The sequence below is a fragment of the Qipengyuania psychrotolerans genome, assembly GCF_019711355.1.
Taxonomy (GTDB): domain Bacteria; phylum Pseudomonadota; class Alphaproteobacteria; order Sphingomonadales; family Sphingomonadaceae; genus Qipengyuania; species Qipengyuania psychrotolerans.
In genome coordinates this window covers 68,127-84,138 of record NZ_CP081297.1, presented here as the reverse complement: position 1 = coordinate 84,138, position 16,012 = coordinate 68,127, and the positions used below count along the sequence as shown (strand labels likewise).

The 16,012-nt window shown below is 61.8% G+C and carries 17 protein-coding genes; 5 read left to right on the top strand and 12 right to left on the bottom strand.

Annotated features, from left to right (window positions below):
- Positions 1-96: 96 nt before the first annotated feature.
- Both K3166_RS00465 and K3166_RS00460 read right to left on the bottom strand, forming a co-directional pair.
- The gene (locus K3166_RS00465; protein ID WP_221422762.1) at positions 97-1,233 is read right to left on the bottom strand and encodes an aminotransferase class V-fold PLP-dependent enzyme; all 1,137 of its coding nucleotides are present in this window, start codon (positions 1,231-1,233) and stop codon (positions 97-99) included.
- A gap of 5 nt (positions 1,234-1,238) precedes the next feature.
- Positions 1,239-3,503, bottom strand: coding sequence for an NADP-dependent malic enzyme (locus tag K3166_RS00460; protein ID WP_221422761.1), 2,265 nt, complete (start codon positions 3,501-3,503; stop codon positions 1,239-1,241).
- Positions 3,504-3,618: 115 nt separating this feature from the next.
- Here K3166_RS00460 and mutS point away from each other — a divergent pair, with 115 nt between their 5' ends.
- The 3 genes from mutS to K3166_RS00445 are packed head-to-tail and all read left to right on the top strand — an operon-like array spanning position 3,619 to position 7,072.
- Complete coding sequence (gene mutS / locus K3166_RS00455; RefSeq protein ID WP_221422760.1) at positions 3,619-6,243, top strand: DNA mismatch repair protein MutS; 2,625 nt, start codon at positions 3,619-3,621, stop codon at positions 6,241-6,243.
- A 26-nt stretch (positions 6,244-6,269) separates the two neighbouring features.
- Positions 6,270-6,620 (top strand): hypothetical protein, encoded by a 351-nt coding sequence (locus K3166_RS00450; protein ID WP_221422759.1) that lies wholly within the window; start codon positions 6,270-6,272, stop codon positions 6,618-6,620.
- 41 nt (positions 6,621-6,661) lie between these two features.
- Positions 6,662-7,072, top strand: a complete 411-nt coding sequence (locus K3166_RS00445) for a YidH family protein (RefSeq protein ID WP_221422758.1) — start codon at positions 6,662-6,664, stop codon at positions 7,070-7,072.
- Here the strand turns inward: K3166_RS00445 and K3166_RS00440 are convergent.
- From K3166_RS00440 to gluQRS, 5 genes are all read right to left on the bottom strand, one after another.
- The gene (locus K3166_RS00440) at positions 7,069-7,416 is read right to left on the bottom strand and encodes a hypothetical protein (RefSeq protein ID WP_221422757.1); all 348 of its coding nucleotides are present in this window, start codon (positions 7,414-7,416) and stop codon (positions 7,069-7,071) included. The two genes, K3166_RS00445 and K3166_RS00440, sit on opposite strands and share 4 nt — an antisense overlap.
- Before the next feature lie 48 nt (positions 7,417-7,464).
- On the bottom strand, positions 7,465-8,337 hold the full coding sequence (locus K3166_RS00435; RefSeq protein WP_221422756.1) for a 3-hydroxyacyl-CoA dehydrogenase NAD-binding domain-containing protein: 873 nt from the start codon (positions 8,335-8,337) through the stop codon (positions 7,465-7,467).
- A 71-nt stretch (positions 8,338-8,408) separates the two neighbouring features.
- Positions 8,409-8,987: a cob(I)yrinic acid a,c-diamide adenosyltransferase gene (locus K3166_RS00430; RefSeq protein WP_221422755.1), complete on the bottom strand. Its 579-nt coding sequence runs from the start codon at positions 8,985-8,987 to the stop codon at positions 8,409-8,411.
- Between the two features lie 5 nt (positions 8,988-8,992).
- Positions 8,993-9,223, bottom strand: coding sequence for an HIG1 domain-containing protein (locus tag K3166_RS00425; RefSeq protein WP_221422754.1), 231 nt, complete (start codon positions 9,221-9,223; stop codon positions 8,993-8,995).
- A gap of 9 nt (positions 9,224-9,232) precedes the next feature.
- Positions 9,233-10,063 (bottom strand): tRNA glutamyl-Q(34) synthetase GluQRS, encoded by an 831-nt coding sequence (gene gluQRS / locus K3166_RS00420; RefSeq protein WP_221422753.1) that lies wholly within the window; start codon positions 10,061-10,063, stop codon positions 9,233-9,235.
- Between the two features lie 116 nt (positions 10,064-10,179).
- Between gluQRS and K3166_RS00415 the strand changes: the two genes are divergently transcribed.
- Together K3166_RS00415 and K3166_RS00410 are read left to right on the top strand one after the other, a co-directional pair.
- The gene (locus K3166_RS00415; protein WP_221422752.1) at positions 10,180-10,788 is read left to right on the top strand and encodes an HNH endonuclease; all 609 of its coding nucleotides are present in this window, start codon (positions 10,180-10,182) and stop codon (positions 10,786-10,788) included.
- 256 nt (positions 10,789-11,044) lie between these two features.
- Positions 11,045-11,320: a hypothetical protein gene (locus tag K3166_RS00410; RefSeq protein WP_221422751.1), complete on the top strand. Its 276-nt coding sequence runs from the start codon at positions 11,045-11,047 to the stop codon at positions 11,318-11,320.
- 19 nt (positions 11,321-11,339) lie between these two features.
- On the opposite strand, the gene kynU is transcribed toward K3166_RS00410, so the two are convergent.
- From kynU to K3166_RS00385, 5 genes are read right to left on the bottom strand one after another with little or no spacing between them, the layout of a single operon-like run.
- Entirely contained in the window at positions 11,340-12,557 is a 1,218-nt protein-coding gene (kynU, locus tag K3166_RS00405; RefSeq protein ID WP_221422750.1) for a kynureninase, read from the bottom strand.
- A complete protein-coding gene (gene kynB / locus K3166_RS00400; RefSeq protein WP_221422749.1) occupies positions 12,550-13,197 on the bottom strand; it encodes an arylformamidase in 648 nt (215 codons plus the stop codon). The genes kynU and kynB overlap by 8 nt, the downstream gene beginning before the upstream one ends.
- On the bottom strand, positions 13,194-13,985 hold the full coding sequence (locus K3166_RS00395) for a tryptophan 2,3-dioxygenase (protein WP_221422748.1): 792 nt from the start codon (positions 13,983-13,985) through the stop codon (positions 13,194-13,196). The genes kynB and K3166_RS00395 overlap by 4 nt, the downstream gene beginning before the upstream one ends.
- A gap of 51 nt (positions 13,986-14,036) precedes the next feature.
- Complete coding sequence (locus K3166_RS00390) at positions 14,037-14,507, bottom strand: DUF4112 domain-containing protein (RefSeq protein ID WP_221422747.1); 471 nt, start codon at positions 14,505-14,507, stop codon at positions 14,037-14,039.
- 5 nt (positions 14,508-14,512) lie between these two features.
- The gene (locus tag K3166_RS00385) at positions 14,513-15,973 is read right to left on the bottom strand and encodes an ABC transporter substrate-binding protein (protein WP_221422746.1); all 1,461 of its coding nucleotides are present in this window, start codon (positions 15,971-15,973) and stop codon (positions 14,513-14,515) included.
- Between the last annotated feature and the right edge of the window lie 39 nt (positions 15,974-16,012).

Here is a 16,012-nt window from a genome sequence, read left to right as displayed (position 1 = left end):
ACAGACCCTGTTGCCGAGCCCCTGTCGCGGTGATGGTTGCGCGCGCCTTAACCGGGCTGTCAGAAACCAAATCCGCTCGACGAACGGTGCACCGGTCTAGGTGAGAACCTCTTCAAGCGTGGCGAGCAGCGCCTCGCAATCCGCGTCATTATTGTAGAGGTGCGGCGTCACGCGCAGCGACTGACCGCGTGCCGAAACGAACACCTGCGCTTTCGCGAGTCGGTCGGTCAGGCCATCGGGCAAACCATCCGGAAATTCGAGCGAGAGGAAATGCGCCGCCCGTGTGCCGATCGGTGCGGATGCCAGGCCAAGCCGTGCTGCCCTGTCCGCGATACCCTGGGTCGTACTTGCAAGCGTTTCTGCAATCGCGTCGACGCCGTGTTGGAGCAGAAAATCGATTCCTGCGCCGGCCCCCATCAGCAGCGGCGCGTTGGATTTTTCGCCCATGTCGAAGCGGCGGGCGCCGGGCTGATAATCGCTCCGGTAATCGACCAGCCGGGTGAAATCCTGTGATCCGGCCCGGTTGATCCAGTTGTGCTCGATAGGCTCCCCGCCATGGTGCTTTGGATCAGCATAGAGCATTGCGATGCCGTAAGGGCCCATCAGCCATTTATAGCACGCGGAGACTGCGAAATCGGGCTGCACCGCGGCGAAATCGATCGGCATCGCACCGAGCGATTGCGTAAGATCGAGGACCAACGCGGCACCGACCGAACGGCATTTCTCGCCGACTGCGGCGAGGTCGACCACGCGGCCGTCTGCCCAATGGCAATTCGGCAGGGCGGCGATGGCAGTGGCATCGTCGATCGCTTCAAGCACGGCCTGCGTCCAGCAGGACTGCGACGGCCGCTGAACAGCAACAACTTCCCCGCCCTTGCGCTTGGCCAGTTCCTGCCAAGGATAGACGTTCGAGGGAAATTGATCGCCCAGCGTGATGATGCGCTGCCCCTTCTCGAGCGGAAGGTTCGCTGCGGCGACAGCGAGGCCGTAACTGACCGAGGGGACGACGGCGATATTCTCTTCGGACACACGTGCCAGCTTTGCCGCCTTTCCGCGAAATTCCTCGGTCACGCGGAAGAAATCCGGCGGGAGGAAATTCCACGGCTGCTCTTTCAGCCGGGCGCCGTCCACCATCGCCGCGCTGACGGCGTGCGAGAGCGGCGCCATATAAGCGCAGTTGAGGTAATGAACCTCGTCCGGGATCGAAAACAGATGCCGCTGGGAAGCGATCATGCGGGTCAGCCCAGCACCCCTGCGCTCGCCAAGACTGCCAGGGTCAGGACATCGGGCGCGATTGCCGTCATCGGGGCGATTTGAACCGGCTTTTCCATACCGATCATCATCGGTCCCACGGTCGTCTCGCCGCCCAGTTCGCGCAGCAGCTTAGCCGACAAATTGGCCGATTGCAGTCCGGGCATGATCAGTACGTTGGCTGGGCCAGACAAGCGGCTGAAGGGATAGAGTGCCATCACCTTGGGATTGAGCGCGGCGTCGGGCGCCATCTCGCCTTCGTACTCGAAATTCACACTGTCATCAGCATCAAGCAATGCAACCGCATCGCGGATGTTGCCGAGCCACTGGCCGGACGGATTGCCGAAGGTCGAGTAGGACATGAAGGCCACGCGTGGCTCATGCCCCATGCGTCGTGCCACGGCCGCGGTTTCGCGCGCGATGTGGGCAAGCTGTTCTGCGCTGGGCCGTTCGTTGATCGTCGTATCGGCGAGGAAGGTCGTGTGGTTCTTACCGATCATCATGTGGATACCGAAAGGCACTGCGCCGGGCTTTTCATCGAGCACGCGGCCAACTTCGCGGGCAGTCTGCGCGAAGGTGCGGGTAAGGCCCGAAATCATGCCGTCACCGTGACCCAGTGCGACCAGCAGCGCGGCGAACACGTTGCGTTCCTGATTGACCATGCGGGCCACGTCACGCTCAGTATAGCCGCGACGCTGCATACGCTTGTAGAGGTAGTCCACCATGGCCGGGACCTTGTCCGAAACGGCCGAGTTTTCGATGATCCAGTCGTCCGGATCTTCCACCGCCAGCTCGATCAGCTTTTCGCGAACCTTCTCGGTCCGTCCGACGAGGATCGGCGTTCCGTATCCGAAATCGCGGAACTGGATTGCGGCACGCAAGGCAACATCTTCCTCCGCTTCGGCGAAGACCATCCGCTTGGGATTGGCCTTGGCGAGGTCGTAGATGTTGGTGAGCGCCGCGGTAGTGGGGTTGAGCCGGGCCTTGAGACGGTGCCGGTACTCTTCCATGTCCTCGATCGGGGCCTTGGCCACGCCGGAATCCATCGCGGCCTGCGCCACGGCGCTTGAGACCACTTCCATCAGGCGCGGATCGAACGGGGCGGGAATAATGTATTCCTCGCCGAACTGGTGTGTGACGCCATAGGCCGCCGCGACTTCTTCCGGCACGCGCTCGCGCGCCAGGGCAGCAATTGCCTGGGCTGCGGCCACCTTCATCTCCTCGTTGATCGCAGTCGCCTGCACATCGAGCGCGCCGCGGAAAATGAACGGGAAGCCCAGCACGTTGTTGACCTGGTTGGGATAATCGCTGCGCCCGGTCGCGATGATCGCATCGGGCCGGACTGCCTTGGCATCTTCCGGCATGATTTCCGGCACAGGATTGGCCATTGCAAAGATGATCGGCTTGTCAGCCATCTTTGCGACCCACTCCGGCTTCAATGCTCCTGCTGCTGACAGTCCGAGGAAAATATCCGCCCCGTCGAGCGCTTCTTCGAGGGTGGTCGCGGAGGTTGCGACAGCGTGAGCGCTTTTCCACTGATCCACGCCTTCGCGGCCAGGAGTGATCGGACCGGACCGATCGCACACGATCACCTGGTCATGCGGAATGCCGATGGCCTTGATAAGCGCGGTGCACGCCAGCGCCGAGGCACCCGCCCCGTTCACGACCATCTTGCAGTCTTTCAGATCACGCCCGGTCAAGTGGCAGGCGTTGATCAGTCCGGCCGCCGCAATGATCGCTGTGCCGTGCTGGTCATCGTGCATGACCGGGATGTTCATCCGCTCTCGCAAGGCCTGCTCGATGATGAAGCATTCAGGTGCGGCGATGTCTTCGAGGTTGATGCCGCCAAAGGTCGGCTCCATCAGCGCGACCGCTTCGATGAACTTGTCGGGGTCTTCGGTGTCGAGTTCGATATCAATGGAATCGACGTCGGCGAAGCGCTTGAACAGCACTGCCTTGCCTTCCATGACCGGCTTGGATGCCAGCGCCCCGAGATTACCGAGGCCGAGGATCGCCGTACCGTTCGAGATCACCGCCACCAGGTTCGCCCGCGCCGTGTAACGCGCAGCGTCCTGCGGGTTGGCGGCAATCGCTTCGACCGGGGCGGCTACACCTGGCGAGTAGGCCAGACTCAGGTCGCGCTGGCTCGCCATAGGTTTTGACGCAATAATCTCGATCTTACCCGGGCGGATCGTCTCGTGATAAAACAGCGCCTCGCGCGTGGTGAAAGCGGTCGGTTTCTCGTCGGCCATAGATGTCCCTGTGTTTTCTCGGCTCCGCCCTAAGGGCATTTTGGAGCAAGTCATAGGGGGAAAGACGCTCTGCGCCGCTTCCCGAATCGCTAACCCCGCCGCTACGGCTTTTGCAATGTCCGGCAAACCCACCCCGATGATGGAGCAGTACCTCGCGCTCAAGCAGGAAGCGGGCGACGCTTTGCTGTTCTACCGAATGGGCGATTTCTTCGAGTTGTTCTTCGAAGATGCGCGGGTGGCTGCAGGCGTGCTCGACATTGCACTCACCAGCCGGGGTGAACACGGCGGCCAGCCAGTTCCAATGTGCGGTGTGCCGGTCCATGCCGCCGAAGGCTACCTCGCCCGGCTGATCAAGGGTGGGTGCCGCGTTGCGATAGCCGAGCAGACAGAGACGCCCGACGAAGCAAAAGAAAGGGCCAAGCGCGAAGGCAAGCCGGTTTCCAAAACGCTGGTCGCCCGCGACATCGTGCGGCTCGTTACGGCGGGGACACTTACCGAAGAAGCCCTGCTGGAACCGCGGCGGGCGAACCTGCTGGTGGCGCTCGCCCCGGTACGCGATGCCATAGGGCTCGCCTCCTGCGACATTTCCACGGGCCGAATGGAACTGGAAGAATGTGCACCCGACCGGCTGGATGCAGCGCTGGCGCGGCTTGGGGCGAGCGAAGTGGTCATGCCCGACGACTGCGACGAGATAGCCGAGGATGTCATCGCGCGGCCCCGGGCCGATTTCCGCAGCGAAGACGGCGAAGCGCGGCTGAAACAGATCCACGGGATCGCAACGCTGGACGGTCTGGGTGACTTCACTCGCCCCATGCTCGCAGCAGCTGGCGGACTGATCGCCTATCTCGACCATGCCGGCCGCGGGAAAATGCCATTCCTGCTGCCTCCGGTTGCGCGGGGCTCTGGCGCGCATCTCGCGATGGATGCCGCGACACGGATCAGCCTCGAGATACTCGCTGCACAAAATGGCGGGCGCGAAGGCAGCCTGATCGCCTGTGTGGATCGCTGCGCGACAGGAGCGGGCGCGCGGCAATTGGCCGACGACCTTTCCGCTCCGCTGGCAGACCGGGCTGCGGTAGAAGACCGGTTGGCTGGTGTGCATCACTTCCACAGCGACCCGCTATTGAGGGCCGATTTGCGAGCGGTCTTGCGTCAGGCCCCCGACATTGGACGGGCGCTTGGGCGCCTGGTGGCAGGACGCGGCAGTCCGCGCGATCTCGGGCAGGTGCGCGACGGATTGGCCGAGGCGCAGCGGGTTCGCGATATGCTGGAAGGCAGCGCAGATCTGCCGCCATTGCTCACGCGGATGACCGGTGCCCTCGGGGGTCACGGCGCGCTGGTCGATCACCTTTCGCGCGCCCTTGTCCCCTCCCCCCCGACCGAGCGCGGTCAGGGAGGTTTCATCGCCGAGGGTTATGACCACGCCCTCGACGCGCTGCGCGAAACCAGCGGCAACGCCCGGCGTGCCATTGCCGCGCTGGAAGCAAAATACCGCGCCGAGACCGAAACCGCCTCGCTGAAGATCAAGCACAACAAGGTGCTGGGCTACTTCATCGAAGTACCAGCCAAGCACGGCGACAAGCTGATGGCCGCCGATAGCGGGTTCACGCACCGGCAGACGATGGCGGGCGCAGTGCGCTTCAACTCCATCGGCCTGCATGAAGAGGCCAGCCGCATCGCCGAAGCAGGCGCCCATGCGCTCGCGGCAGAAGACAGCCATTTCGAAAAGCTCGTCGGTGAAATCGTTGCCGACCGCGAAGCAATCGCCGCAACCGCTGCCGCCCTTGCCCGGATCGACGTGTCCGCAGGTCTGGCAGAACGTGCGGTCGAAGGCGATTGGGCACGGCCGGAAATGCTGGACGAGCCGTGCCTCGAGGTCAGCGGGGGGCGTCATCCGGTCGTCGAGCAAGCATTGGCGAAAAGCGGCGAGCGATTTGTGGCGAACGACTGTTCACTTGGACAGGACGACCGCCTCTGGTTGATCGGCGGCCCGAACATGGGCGGTAAATCGACCTTCTTGCGCCAGAACGCACTTATCATGCTGCTGGCGCAGGCAGGCAGCTTCGTGCCAGCAAGTTCGGCCCGGATCGGATTGGCTGACCGACTGTTCAGCCGTGTTGGTGCGTCCGACAATCTCGCTCGCGGGCGCTCCACGTTCATGGTCGAAATGGTCGAAACCGCAGCCATCCTGTCCCAGGCAACCGAACGCAGCTTTGTCATCCTCGACGAAGTCGGGCGCGGGACTTCGACCTATGACGGCATGGCGCTGGCGTGGGCGGTCGTGGAGGCGGTCCACGAACAGCTTGCTTGCCGCTGCCTGTTCGCCACCCATTATCACGAGCTGTCGCGACTGGCCGAAACCTGTGACGCGCTGAGCCTGCACCATGTGCGCGCCCGCGAATGGAAAGGCGACCTAGTGCTGCTGCACGAGCTGGCCAAAGGCGCGGCAGACAAGAGCTATGGCCTATCGGTAGCCAAGCTTGCAGGAGTGCCCGCTCCGGTCATCAAGCGGGCAAAGGCCGTGCTCGACAAGCTCGAAAAGGGGCGCGCCGAAACCGGGGGATTGGGCGCGGGGCTAGGAGATCTTCCGCTGTTTGCAGCGAGCATCCAAACCGAAGACGCTACAATCGATCCGGTAAATGAGATGCTGGATACGATCGACGTAGACACGCTCAGCCCGCGCGAAGCCCTTGAAAAACTGTATGAATTGAAGGCCAGAGCGGCGGAAAGAAAGACTTAACCGGATCGGCAGTATATCTGGTGCCCATGGACACCAGCATGTTTGTCACTCAGCGCAAGAAGCTCATCATGATCGGGCTGTTCCTCCTCGCAGTCGTCGCGGTGGTGGGCCGGGAGGAAGATCCCGGAATGCTTCAGCAGATTGCCGCAGAGGCGGAGGGCGCGCCGGTATCGGCTGGCCCGGCGCAGCAACAATCAGCTGCACCAGCTGCTGCGACCGCTCCTCAACCGAGCCGCCAAGCGCAACAAACGCCTGATCTGGACAGTTGGTATTCCGAAGCTGGGCGCCAGAACGTACCCGTCGAGCCTATTCCCGAAAACAAGGATTGGCTGATCAATGATGCCGAGCCCCTCGTCTCGGCTGAACCCATTAGCTAGCGCTTCCGGAACGCCTGCGGCTTTCGCTCGCTATTGAAGACATGGCACAGGACGATCCGCCCAAGGGCACAGACAAAAGCACCGAATGGGCGGAATTCCGCACCGACCTCGCAGAAGATCGTAACATCATGGCGATGGAGCGGACATTCGCAGGCTGGATGCGAACCGCATTCGCTGCAATCGGCATCGGCTTGGGGTTTCGTGCCGTCTTTGGTGAACTGGAGCCGCCATGGCTTGGGAAAGCCATCGCTACTGCCTTCATCGTGGGTGGAGGATGGCTTGCCGTCACGGCAGAACGCCGGGCTTGCGCTACGCTAGCCCGGCTTGATCCGCACAAGTTCGAAGCGATTTCCACCCCGAACTTCAAAGTGATGGCTTACGGGGTCGCCCTCGGTTCAGCGATCCTGACCGCTGGCCTGTGGATCCTCAACGACGGCGACCTCACCAGTTAAGTTCCGTCGCCGCGGAGCCCGTCCGGATTGTGGCCCTTGCCATATTTGTCGACATTATCGTCGTGGTTTGGCTCACCGCGGTAGGCGTCCATGTCGATCCTGCCAGAGCTTTCCATGTCGCGCATGTGATCAATGGTGTCCTGCGTGGAATCGCCCATCAGGTCCGATTTGTTCTTGCTCTTGGTGCTTTCGGTTGGCGAACCAGTATCGTTTGACGTCTGACGCGCTTGCTCGGCCACTTCCTGGGCCTGGCTGCGGTGGTCATCCTGCTCGTCATTGTGCGTTTCGGGCGCGAGGCCCGACTGGCGCTGCTCCTGGCTCTGCGGCTTTGTATCATCGGTCATGCAAAATCTCCTTTGCCCAACCAACGGACCGCGAGGCCGGAGGGTTCCTTAACGAGTGGGTTTAGGCTCGTCCCCGGTGTAGTCGTAAAAGCCGCGGCCGGTTTTTCGTCCCAGCCAGCCAGCTTCGACATATTTCACCAGCAGGGGCGCAGGACGATACTTGCTGTCCCGCGTCGTGCGATACAGCACCATCAGGATGTCGAGACACGTGTCGAGACCGACGAAATCCGCCAGCTGCAGCGGACCCATGGGATGGTTGAGGCCAAGGCGGCAACCCTTGTCGATATCCTCGATACCGGCGGTCGACTGGCCGAGCACGAAGATCGCTTCGTTGATCATCGGCAAAAGGATGCGATTGACGACGAAACCCGGCTCGTCCTGGCTGAGCACGACTTCCTTGCCGAGTGCTTCTGCAAAGGCGCGGGTGCGCGCCGTGGTCTGCTCGCTGGTGGCAAGGCCGGGAATGACCTCGATCAGGCCCATGACCGGGACGGGATTGAAAAAGTGCAGGCCAATGAAGCGCGCCGGATCGGGTGAATAATTCGCCATGCGCGTGATCGGGATCGAACTGGTGTTCGATGCCATTATCGCATCGGGGCCCAGCATCTTGCCTGCCTTTTCGAAGATGGCCTGCTTGATTTCTTCTTTCTCGGTCGCTGCCTCGATAATCATCTCGACCTCGCCCATGCGCGCGTAATCGCCGACGGGCGTGATGCGGCCAACGGTGGCTTCTGCGTCGGCAATCTCGATCTTGCCGCGCCCGACCAGCTTGCCGAGCGCCTTGTCGATCTTTCCAACCGCTGTTTCGGCAACTTCAAGGCTGACATCGGCGAGCAGCACCTGCATGCCGTGCTGCGCGATGGTCTGCGCTATGCCCGAGCCCATCTGGCCCGCACCGATAATTGCGATCGTCTTGCTCAATTGAAAATCCCTTCGCAGATGCAGCAAAGGCGCTGCGTTAGCGAGTGTGGGCGCCGCTGGCTAGCGGGGGATCAGCGGTTTCCGCCGGGAACCCATTTCACGTCGTCCGCCCCATCAGCATTGGCGACGCGCGCCAGCACGAACAGGTAATCGGATAGCCGGTTGATATAGGCCAGAGCTTGCGGGTTGACCGGATCGACTACCGCAAGCGCGGCGCAGGAACGTTCAGCACGCCGGGCAGAGGCCCTGGCGACATGCAGGCGCGCTGCAGCCTCGCTGCCGCCGGGAAGCACGAAACTTGTCAGGGGTTCAAGCCGTTCGTTCGCAGCATCGATGGCCTGTTCAAGCCAGCCGACCTGCGCCTCGACCACTCTCAACACCATTTCGGAAGGCGCAAAATCTTCACCCTCATCAGCCGGTGTGGCGAGGTCCGCGCCAAGGTCGAACATGTCGTTCTGGATGCGAAACAGCGCCTCTGCGTGATCCGTGCCCTCCAGCGCTACTGCTGCCAGCCCCAATGCGCTGTTGGCTTCGTCTACCGCGCCAATCGCTTCCATGCGCGGCGCATGTTTGGCCAGCCGAGACCCGTCGACGAGGCCGGTCGTCCCGTCATCGCCCGTGCGCGTATAAATCTTGTTGAGCTTGACCACCCGCGTCAGTTCGCCACGGCCATAAGGATGGCAAGCGCGACAACCGCCAGCGCCTGGTACTTGATGCGCGCAAACATGGCTTTGTTCTGTTTCAACTGCATCTCGGTCGCGTCGACCTGCTCGCCGCTTTGAAGGTCGATCTTCGTGCTTTGCATGAAGGCGACGATACCGCGGATCAGAGAGATCACGACAAGGACCATGAGGGCGACGATGACAATGATGAGGAAGGTTTGCATGGCTGTTATCTAGGTGCTCTCTATCGTAATACCAGTCGGCAACTTCTCAGCGCGCAGCGCATCTGCAAGTTCCCGGCCATCTTCGCCCGCTTTCCTGCGGTCGGCAAGGCTGGGCGATCCTCGCCGCTTGGCCAATTTCTGTCCGCTAGCGTCCACCAGTAGCGGGTGGTGGTGCCACTCGGGCACCGGTAAATCGAGCAGCGCTTGCAGCACCCGGTGCACATGGGTCGACGTGAACAGGTCCTGCCCGCGCGTGACCAGCGTTATCCCGTCAGCCGCATCGTCGAGCGTGGCGGCAAGGTGGTAGCTTGCTGGCGCATCCTTGCGCACCAGCACCACATCGCCGAATTCGCGCGGGTCGGCCTTGATCATCCCGGCCAGTTCGTCCTCCCAGAAGATCTCGCCGACTTCCGCGATGGCCCGGTCTACATCCAGCCTCAAGGCTGCGGGTTTCGAAGGATCGACCGCGCAGCCTTTGCAGGCCCCCGGATAAATCGTGCCGTCCGCCCCTACGCGCGGCTTGGCAGCGACAATGTCTGCGCGGGTACAGGTGCAAGGATACAGCAGTCCGCAGGACATAAGGGAGCGCGCAACCTCCTCATACCGGTCCAGCCGGGTCGATTGTGCGGGCAATTCTTCCCACTCCAGGCCCAGCCATTCCAGGTCGGCGCGAAACTCGTCTGCAAGTTCGGCTCGTGACCGTTCCCCGTCGATATCTTCGATCCTGAGCAGGAACCGGCCACCCCTTTCCTGCACGAGATCATACGCCGTGATGGCCGAATAGGCATGGCCAAGATGCAGCGATCCATTGGGGCTCGGGGCGAAACGGGTGACGATCAAGTGACAGGACTCGCTGGATAAGCTTGTGGATAGGGTGTCTGTAACAGTCTTGACCCATTTGTTTGCAAGTGCATTCTCCATTCCATCGGGGAGGGGCGCAAACGTGTCTACGACTGATGTTCAAGGCTGAGCTACTCGAACGCGCCGCGCGGTTCCGCAGCGCCGACGAAGATCCGACGCGCAATCTGCAGTCGTGCCCTTCGCTTGTGCTGAACGCGGATTACACGCCGCTATCCTATTATCCGCTGAGCCTGTGGCCCTGGCAGACCGCGATCAAGGCGATCTTCCTTGACCGGGTGGACGTGATCGAGACCTATGACCGCGAGGTCCATTCGCCCAATCTCGACATGAAAATCCCCAGCGTGATTGCGCTGAAGCAATATGTGCGGCCGAGCGAATTTCCCGCCTTCACCCGTTTCAATCTTTTCCTGCGCGACCGGTTTTCCTGCCAGTTCTGCGGCGACATGAGCAATCTTACGTTTGATCACGTCGTCCCGCGCCGTTTGGGCGGAAAGACGACGTGGGAAAATATCGCCACGGCGTGTGCGCCCTGCAACATGAAGAAGGGCGGGCGCACGCCCAAGCAGGCTGGAATGCAGCTCTACAGCACCCCCATCCGCCCGACGCATTGGCAATTGCAGCAACACGGCAAGCAGTTCCCGCCCAACTACCTCCACGAAACGTGGCGAGACTGGCTCTATTGGGACATCGAGCTGGAAGCCTGATTCCTATCGTTTCGCGGGCGCGGATCGGGTTCATGTTACGGGGCCTCAAGGCGCAGATTGATCCGGTCATGCGCCATATGGCCTCCCAACGACGATAATTACGGCGATTGCGAAGACTAGCCGCTGGAACGGCTGCGGGGGACGTACAAACTCGTTCACCCCCGCGGAGATTGCCGCACATTTTTCTCTTGTTCGGTTAAATCGGCAGGATTATTAGAGAGTTGGCGCCGATCCTGGCGCAAGGATCACCTCATTCATGAAGCGATTTACTATCCTGTGCCTCCTGCCGGTGGCGGCAACTTTGGCGGGCTGCGTTTCGATGGGCTTTGATAGCGCAGCCAACAAGTTGGCAGATATTTGCGAGGCGAGAGGCCCCGATATGCGCATTGCCGAACCCACGGCGGAATCGCAGGGCGGCATGTTCGGCAATGTCGTTGTCACCGGCAACTGCGTTGCTCCGGAGGACGAGGGTTATGCCGATGCGATGACAATTGAGGAATATCGCGCCAAAAGCGGCAAGGTGGCGGACTGACCCGGTACTGATTGCCGGCCTAGGTCACCGCTGCCCGCTCGCGGAATTCTTTACGCTGCCATTCCTCGGTCTCCAGCACTTCCGCCAGATGCCGCGCGGCCTCGGCCATATCCTCGAAGCGCAAATATGCCGGTGCGAAGCCGAAGCGCAGGATGTCGGGATCGCGGAAGTCGCCGATGACCCCTCGCGCGATCAGCGCCTGGCAAATGGCATAGGCATCCTCGTGCCGGAACGACAGCTGGCTGCCGCGCTGTGCCGGGTCGATCGGACTGACCAATTCAAGGTCCAGCCCGCTTTCCAAGAGGCATTGGCGGAAGAATTCGGAGAGCTTTTGCGATTTTGAATGGAGCGGCTCGATCCCGATTTCGGCGATCAGGTCTACGCCGACTTCCATCGCTGCCAGACCCAGAATTCCCGGCGTACCGCACAGCAACCGGTCAACGCCCGGAGCGGGCGTGTAGTCATCGCTGAATGCAAAGGGTGTGGCGTGGCCCATCCAGCCGCTGAGCGGTTGCTGCGCATCCGAATGGTGCCTCTCGGCCACGAAGGCATAGGCCGGCGCGCCGGGGCCGCCGTTGAAGTATTTGTAGCCGCAGCCGACTGCGAAATCGGCATTGCGGGCGTTGAGATCGACCGGCAACGCGCCGCCCGAATGCGACAGGTCCCACAACACGAGTGCGCCCTTGTCATGGGCAGCGCGGGTGATCGCTTCCATATCGAAGACTTCGCCGGTCTTGTAGTGCGCGTGCGTGAGAAGCAGGAGCGCGACATCTTCGTCCAGCGCTTCCAGCAAGTCGCCACGGTCCGACAGTCGGCGCTCCGCAAGCCCCTGCTGCTCAAGGCCTTCAATCATGTAGACGTCGGTCGGGAAATTGCCCGCTTCGCTCAGCACGACTTTGCGGCCCGGACGCATGCGGAGCGCAGCCGAGATAAGTTTGTAAAGGTTCACCGATACGCTGTCGCAGGCGATGACCTCATGCGGCTGCGCCCCGATCAGCGGTGCAATCTTCGCTCCGACACGCTGCGGCAGATTGATCCAGTCGGCGCTGTTCCAGCTGCGAATGAGATCGCGACCCCATTCCTCCCGCACGACCTGCTCCAACCTCGCGGGCGTGGCGCGCGGAAGGCAGCCGAGGGAGTTCCCATCGAGGTAGATGACGCCGCCGGGCACATCGAAGCGCTCGCGAAATTTGGCCAGCGGATCGGCAGCATCAAGGCTCTTCGCACGTTCAAGCATCGCGTAGTTCTCGCAAGATTGCGCGGGTCAGTCCGGCATCGCCGCCGCCCACTTTCAGCGGCAAGGCCACCAACTCGTACCGCCCTTCTTCGACATCATCGAGCACCAGGCCTTCGAGGATGCGCATGTCGTGCTTCGCGACGGCATGATGGGCGGCCATCGTCTTGGATTCCTGCGGGTCCACCGATGGCGCATCGGTCCCGACCAGCTTGACGCCCTGCAGGGCCAGCCATTCGATCGCTTCTGCCGAAATGGGCTTCCAGTCGCTGCGCCACGCATCATGCGGGAACGCGTCCCATGTGCGAAACAGCACGCGGTCGGCACTTTCCAGATCGGGCAGATCCGCAACGTCTATCTCGCCGGAAACCTTGCGTGCATCCACGACCAGGCATTCGCCAATGAAGGCGTCGAGTTCCATCGCCGCTGCATCCATTCCGTCTGCCGCATAATGTAGCGGGGCATCGGCGTGAGTGCCCGAATGGGTGGTCATGGTCATCTTGCCGACATTGACCGGCGAGCCCTCTTCCATCTTCCACGTCCGTTCGAACGCAAAGTCGGTATCACCCGGCCAGACCGGCAGGCCAGGTCGCAAAGTCTGGCTGATGTCCCAGATCCGCCGCGAACTGCGCCACGAACTCATATGGCTGTCCTGACGCTTAGCAATTCGGGGAAGAAGGCGCTTTTCAGCACTCCGGCCAGATAGGGGACACCGGGAGTGCCGCCGGTACCTCGCTTGAAGCCGATGATGCGTTCGACCGTTTTCAGATGGCCGAACCGCCAGCGCTGGAAGTGATATTCCAGATCGACCAGCTTTTCGGCCAGTTCATAAAGGTCCCAATGCTCTTTGGGATTACGGTAGATCTCGGCCCAGGCGGCTTCGACCGCTTCCGAATGCTCCCAAGCCGCACCGACATCGCGCCCAAGCACGTCTTGCGGAATGTCGAACCCGCGCCGCGAGAGCAGATCGACAACCTCGGCATAAATGCTCTTGCGGCCCATTTCGGCGCGCAGGTCCGCGGCCACATCAGGTGTCGCCTCGTGCATCGTGATCATGTCGGGGTTCCGGCCGCCGAGCAGGAATTCCATCATCCGGTACTGCGCGCTCTGGAACCCGCTCGACCCGCCAAGGTGCGGGCGAATGGTCGAATAATCATGCGGGGTCATGGTGCTGAGCACATCCCAGCTCTGTATCAGCTGCCCCTGTGCGCGAGCCACACGGGCGAGCATCTTGAACGAGGGCCTCAGCCGGTCATCAACAATGCACTCGCGGGCAGCGAACAGTTCATGGAGGCACAGTTTGAGCCACAGCTCGCTGGCCTGGTGAACGATGATGAAAAGCATCTCGTCGTGCGCGTCCGATGAAGGATGCTGAGCGGCAAGTATCCGCTCGAGATCGAGATAGGAGGAATAGGTAACGTCCTGCGTCATGCGCGCAGCCTTATGGGGCAAGCGCGGGCCGTGCAATGGCCGCAGGTGAAACTACTGGTCGATGACGCGCGTCTCGGGGTGATGCTTGTCGAGATGCTTCTTGATGGTCTTCAGGTTCTTCGTGTTGGAGCGGTAGACAAGGTCAAAGGCATCGCCAACGACCGGTACCGCGCCAACTGCCGTATCCAGGCCAACCCGCCCCATCATGTGCCAAAGCTTCCATTTTGGAAGGCCAAGGTTGCGCGCTTCCCACACGATGTAGCTGCCCATCGCCGCCGTGATGATGTCGCCGACGACAGGAACCAGACCCACGATCGTATCAAGACCGATCCGGTAATTCGTCCCCGGCAGGACCATGCTGCGCTCGAGCACCATTTCCAGCGCTTCTACCCGGCGCCGGATCGAATGAGGATCGGAGCCGGTTGGGATTTCGAACCCGAAACCCTGCGCAGACGCGCGAGGATTACCGCTTTCTTCGCGGGGTGAATAAGGCTCGATCGGGGTCAGGCGGTTGTCTTCCATGTCCCTTAGATGGGCGCACGGGTGAGCGGGAACAAGGGATGGAATGCCCAAGGGTTCTCTGCAAAGCCCTGTGCATCGGACGTCACCTGGGCCCAGCGAATGGGTGAACCAAGCGGAATGAAATAATTTGTCGCAGTCAGGGTTTGCTCGGCTTCTGCGAGATAGGACGCCTCCTCAGCGGGATTTGCTGCATCGACGGCCAGCGAGACGAGGAAATCGGCATCTTGTGAACAAACGCGCGGAGCAACCCTGCAGTTGAACTGGTTTAGAAACCAGCGTGCGCCGGAGAAACGCGCCACCCGGTCGCGCAGAACGAGATCGGCACCTGCGCGCTTGTCTGCACGTTCAGCAGTAATACCTACAGCCGAAAGGTCCGCTGCAAGACGGTCGAACAGGATGTCAGAGCCTGGACCTTCTGGCAGCGCGATGGAGATGGCCGGACCGATCCCGCCGCCGGACCGCCACGCTGAAACGCGCTGCGAAGCGCGGGCCCGGCGCTCTTCGAGTGATAAACCCGGCCAACGCTCGGTTTCATCGGCGCCCACGCCCGGCAATCCCTCGGGAACTATGCTCGCTGTTACCGCCCAGCCGCCGATCCCCAGAGCGCCGGCAATGGCATCGCGGTCGATTGCGAGTGCGATGGCTTCGCGATTGTCGGCGGATGCGAGAAACCCGCTTCTCCCGACTACATCGAGACCGAACAATCCAATGGCCGAATCGAGCCGCACCGTGGCCCGCGAAAAAGTATTCGTCGATGCACGCGGCAGATCCTGCACGCGCCCGCCGAGCATCAGGTCAAAGTGGCCCTGGTCGAACCCTCTTGCCGCCGTTTCCGCATCAAGCGACTGGAAGCGAACCGTGCGCAGCCCCTCGCCCCAGTCGGGCTGGACGGGCCCGCCGCGAAGCTCGGGCGGCATGGCCTCCAGCATCAGTACATTTTCCGAACGCGAGGACGAAAGCGGTCCGGTACGGGCAACATCCGGCGCTATTCCCAGCTCGGGCTGAGCGAGAAGTTGCAGGAATCCCGGCATCGGGCTTTTCAAACGGATTTCGACCACGCGGCCGGTCATGGCGCGCACTTCAGCGACCTTGGCCAGGTCGAGGCCAAGGCTGGTGCCATCGAGCCGCGCGATACTGCGCACCAGTGAAGCGCGAACCACTTCGGCGGTCAGACGCTTGCCACCTGGAAGGTCGAATTCGGAAATCCGGAAAATGTAGCTTTCGCCGTCGTCGGTAACGATCCAGCGTTCGGCAAGGCCCGGAACAACCTCACCTGGCGCATTCAGCCGGACAAGGCCCTGCTGTGTCGATGCGCGGACAAGCTGCGCCGCCGGGCCAATGCGCAAGCCCTGTTCGAAGACGTCTTCCGACTGGCCGATATATACGACATCGACAATCCCATCATCGCCCACGTTCTCGCATGCGGCGAGACCGATGAGGATGAGAGTTGCAAGGATGAAGCGCATGGTGCCGAGTTAGCAGCGCAGCGCGATCACGCAAGCAGG

Coding starts and splice junctions, on each gene's coding strand:
- K3166_RS00410 (WP_221422751.1), top strand. CDS start 11,045: ATGAAGCGATTTACTATCCTGTGCCTCCTGCCGGTGGCGGCAACTTTG.
- K3166_RS00390 (WP_221422747.1), bottom strand. CDS start 14,507: ATGGAAGACAACCGCCTGACCCCGATCGAGCCTTATTCACCCCGCGAA.
- K3166_RS00440 (WP_221422757.1), bottom strand. CDS start 7,416: ATGACCGATGATACAAAGCCGCAGAGCCAGGAGCAGCGCCAGTCGGGC.
- mutS (WP_221422760.1), top strand. CDS start 3,619: ATGTCCGGCAAACCCACCCCGATGATGGAGCAGTACCTCGCGCTCAAG.
- K3166_RS00415 (WP_221422752.1), top strand. CDS start 10,180: ATGTTCAAGGCTGAGCTACTCGAACGCGCCGCGCGGTTCCGCAGCGCC.
- K3166_RS00460 (WP_221422761.1), bottom strand. CDS start 3,503: ATGGCCGACGAGAAACCGACCGCTTTCACCACGCGCGAGGCGCTGTTT.
- K3166_RS00445 (WP_221422758.1), top strand. CDS start 6,662: ATGGCACAGGACGATCCGCCCAAGGGCACAGACAAAAGCACCGAATGG.
- kynB (WP_221422749.1), bottom strand. CDS start 13,197: ATGAGTTCGTGGCGCAGTTCGCGGCGGATCTGGGACATCAGCCAGACT.
- K3166_RS00395 (WP_221422748.1), bottom strand. CDS start 13,985: ATGACGCAGGACGTTACCTATTCCTCCTATCTCGATCTCGAGCGGATA.
- K3166_RS00450 (WP_221422759.1), top strand. CDS start 6,270: ATGGACACCAGCATGTTTGTCACTCAGCGCAAGAAGCTCATCATGATC.
- K3166_RS00425 (WP_221422754.1), bottom strand. CDS start 9,223: ATGCAAACCTTCCTCATCATTGTCATCGTCGCCCTCATGGTCCTTGTC.
- kynU (WP_221422750.1), bottom strand. CDS start 12,557: ATGCTTGAACGTGCGAAGAGCCTTGATGCTGCCGATCCGCTGGCCAAA.
- K3166_RS00465 (WP_221422762.1), bottom strand. CDS start 1,233: ATGATCGCTTCCCAGCGGCATCTGTTTTCGATCCCGGACGAGGTTCAT.
- K3166_RS00385 (WP_221422746.1), bottom strand. CDS start 15,973: ATGCGCTTCATCCTTGCAACTCTCATCCTCATCGGTCTCGCCGCATGC.